This is a genomic window from Exiguobacterium sp. s59, assembly GCF_018617475.1.
GTDB lineage: Bacteria > Bacillota > Bacilli > Exiguobacteriales > Exiguobacteriaceae > Exiguobacterium > Exiguobacterium aestuarii.
The window spans coordinates 1,315-4,266 of sequence record NZ_JACSKG010000014.1 but is presented as its reverse complement, the minus strand read 5'-3'; the positions used below and the strand labels follow the sequence as shown (position 1 = coordinate 4,266).

Annotated in this window: 1 protein-coding gene and 1 other annotated feature (1 of these 2 only partly in view); the gene reads left to right on the top strand. The window is 55.2% G+C overall.

Annotated elements, in window-relative coordinates; genetic code table 11:
- Positions 1 to 5 precede the first annotated feature (5 nt).
- Positions 6 to 2,952 (bottom strand) — a sequence feature (most likely nonfunctional fraction of RNA operon) (it continues 1,314 nt past the right edge of the window).
- A complete protein-coding gene (locus KNO91_RS15165; RefSeq protein WP_214818705.1) occupies positions 1,367 to 1,531 on the top strand; it encodes a hypothetical protein in 165 nt (54 codons plus the stop codon). It overlaps the preceding feature by 165 nt.

Here is a 2,952-nt window from a genome sequence, read left to right as displayed (position 1 = left end):
TAGACTAGATCAAAGCCTCGACCGATTAGTATCATTCAGCTCCACGTGTCACCACGCTTCCACCCATGACCTATCTACCTCATCGTCTCTGAGGGGTCTTTCTTGATTGCTCAAAGGGAAATCTCATCTCGGAGGGGGCTTCATGCTTAGATGCTTTCAGCACTTATCCCGTCCGCACGTAGCTACCCAGCGATGCTCCTGGCGGAACAACTGGTACACCAGCGGTGCGTCCATCCCGGTCCTCTCGTACTAAGGACAGCTCTCCTCAAATTTCCTGCGCCCACGACGGATAGGGACCGAACTGTCTCACGACGTTCTGAACCCAGCTCGCGTACCGCTTTAATGGGCGAACAGCCCAACCCTTGGGACCTACTCCAGCCCCAGGATGCGATGAGCCGACATCGAGGTGCCAAACCTCCCCGTCGATGTGGACTCTTGGGGGAGATCAGCCTGTTATCCCCAGGGTAGCTTTTATCCGTTGAGCGATGGCCCTTCCATGCGGAACCACCGGATCACTAAGCCCGACTTTCGTCCCTGCTCGACTTGTAGGTCTCGCAGTCAAGCTCCCTTCTGCCTTTGCACTCTTCGAATGATTTCCAACCATTCTGAGGGAACCTTTGGGCGCCTCCGTTACTGTTTAGGAGGCGACCGCCCCAGTCAAACTACCCGCCTGACACGGTCCTCCAGCCGGATCACGGCTGCGAGTTAGAGACTCTATACGCAAAGGGTGGTATCCCAAGGGTGTCTCCACCGAAGCTGGCGCTCCGGCTTCACAAACTCCCACCTATCCTGTACATCGCGTACAAAGCCTCAATATCAGGCTGTAGTAAAGCTCCATGGGGTCTTTCCGTCCTGTCGCGGGTAACCTGCATCTTCACAGGTACTATGATTTCACCGGGTCTCTCGTTGAGACAGTGCCCAAATCGTTACGCCTTTCGTGCGGGTCGGAACTTACCCGACAAGGAATTTCGCTACCTTAGGACCGTTATAGTTACGGCCGCCGTTTACTGGGGCTTCGGTTCAGTGCTTCTCTTGCGATGACACATCCCCTTAACCTTCCAGCACCGGGCAGGCGTCAGCCCCTATACTTCATCTTGCGATTTAGCAGAGACCTGTGTTTTTGCTAAACAGTCGTTTGGGCCTATTCACTGCGGCTTATGTTGCCATAAGCGTCCCTTCTCCCGAAGTTACGGGACCATTTTGCCGAGTTCCTTAACGAGAGTTATCCCGCGCGTCTTAGAATTCTCATCTCGCCTACCTGTGTCGGTTTGCGGTACTGGCGCCGACCTCCTCACTAGAGGCTTTTCTTGGCAGCGTGAAATCCGGTGCTTCGCCCTACGGGCTCCACGTCACAGCTCAACCTTGTATGCCGGGCGGATTTGCCAACCCGACGGCCTCGCTGCTTGTCCGTGCACTTCCAGTCGCACGGTCACCTTATCCTTCTGCGTCCCCCCATCGTTCAAACGGTGGTACGGCGGTACAGGAATATCGACCTGTTGTCCATCGCCTACGCCTTTCGGCCTCGGCTTAGGTCCAGACTAACCCTGAGCGGACGAGCCTTCCTCAGGAAACCTTAGGCTTTCGACGGAGGGGATTCTCACCCCTCTTTTCGCTACTCACACCGGCATTCTCACTTCCAAGCGCTCCACGGCTCCTCACGATACCGCTTCACTGCTGCTTGGAACGCTCTCCTACCATCCCTTACGGGATCCATAGCTTCGGTGGTATGTTTAGCCCCGTTACATTTTCGGCGCGGCGCCACTCGACTAGTGAGCTATTACGCACTCTTTGAATGGTGGCTGCTTCTAAGCCAACATCCTAGTTGTCTGTGCAGCGCCACATCCTTTTCCACTTAACATACACTTGGGGACCTTAGCTGATGGTCTGGGCTGTTTCCCTCTCGACTACGGATCTTATCACTCGCAGTCTGACTCCCGAGTACAAGTTGCTGGCATTCGGAGTTTGACTGAATTCGGTAACCCTGTGGGGGCCCCTAGTCCAATCAGTGCTCTACCTCCAGAACTCTTCACCTCGAGGCTAGCCCTAAAGCTATTTCGGAGAGAACCAGCTATCTCCAGGTTCGATTGGCATTTCACCGCTACCCACACCTCATCCCCGCACTTTTCAACGTGCGTGGGTTCGGACCTCCAGTCAGTGTTACCTGACCTTCATCCTGGACATGGGTAGATCACCTGGTTTCGGGTCTACGACGACGGACTGATGCGCCCTGTTCAGACTCGCTTTCGCTGCGGCTCCGCCTCATCGGCTTAACCTCGCCCGCCATCGTAACTCGCCGGTTCATTCTACAAAAGGCACGCCATCACCCGTTAACGGGCTCTGACTACTTGTAGGCATACGGTTTCAGGATCTATTTCACTCCCCTTCCGGGGTGCTTTTCACCTTTCCCTCACGGTACTGGTTCACTATCGGTCACTAGGAAGTATTTAGCCTTGGGAGATGGTCCTCCCGGATTCCGACGGGGTTTCACGTGTCCCGCCGTACTCAGGATCCACTCTGGAGGGGATGGGGTTTCGGCTACAGGGCCGTCACCTTCTCTGGCCGACCTTTCCAGGTCGTTCACCTACCCTATCCCTTTGTAACTCCGTATAGAGTGTCCTACAACCCCAGGAAGCATGCTTCCTGGTTTGGGCTGTTCCCGTTTCGCTCGCCGCTACTCAGGGAATCGAATTTTCTTTCTCTTCCTCCGGGTACTTAGATGTTTCAGTTCCCCGGGTATGCCTCACGCCACGCTATGTATTCACGTGGGTGTCCCGCCAGTCTCCCGGCGGTGGGTTCCCCCATTCGGAGATCTCTGGATCAATGTGTACTTACCACTCCCCAGAGCATTTCGCTGTTCGTCGCGTCCTTCATCGGCTCCTAGTGCCAAGGCATCCACCGTACGCCCTTTCTACCTTGATCTAGCGTCTAAGACACACGGTCCATTACGGACCA

Coding starts and splice junctions, on each gene's coding strand:
- KNO91_RS15165 (WP_214818705.1), top strand. CDS start 1,367: ATGCCGGGCGGATTTGCCAACCCGACGGCCTCGCTGCTTGTCCGTGCA.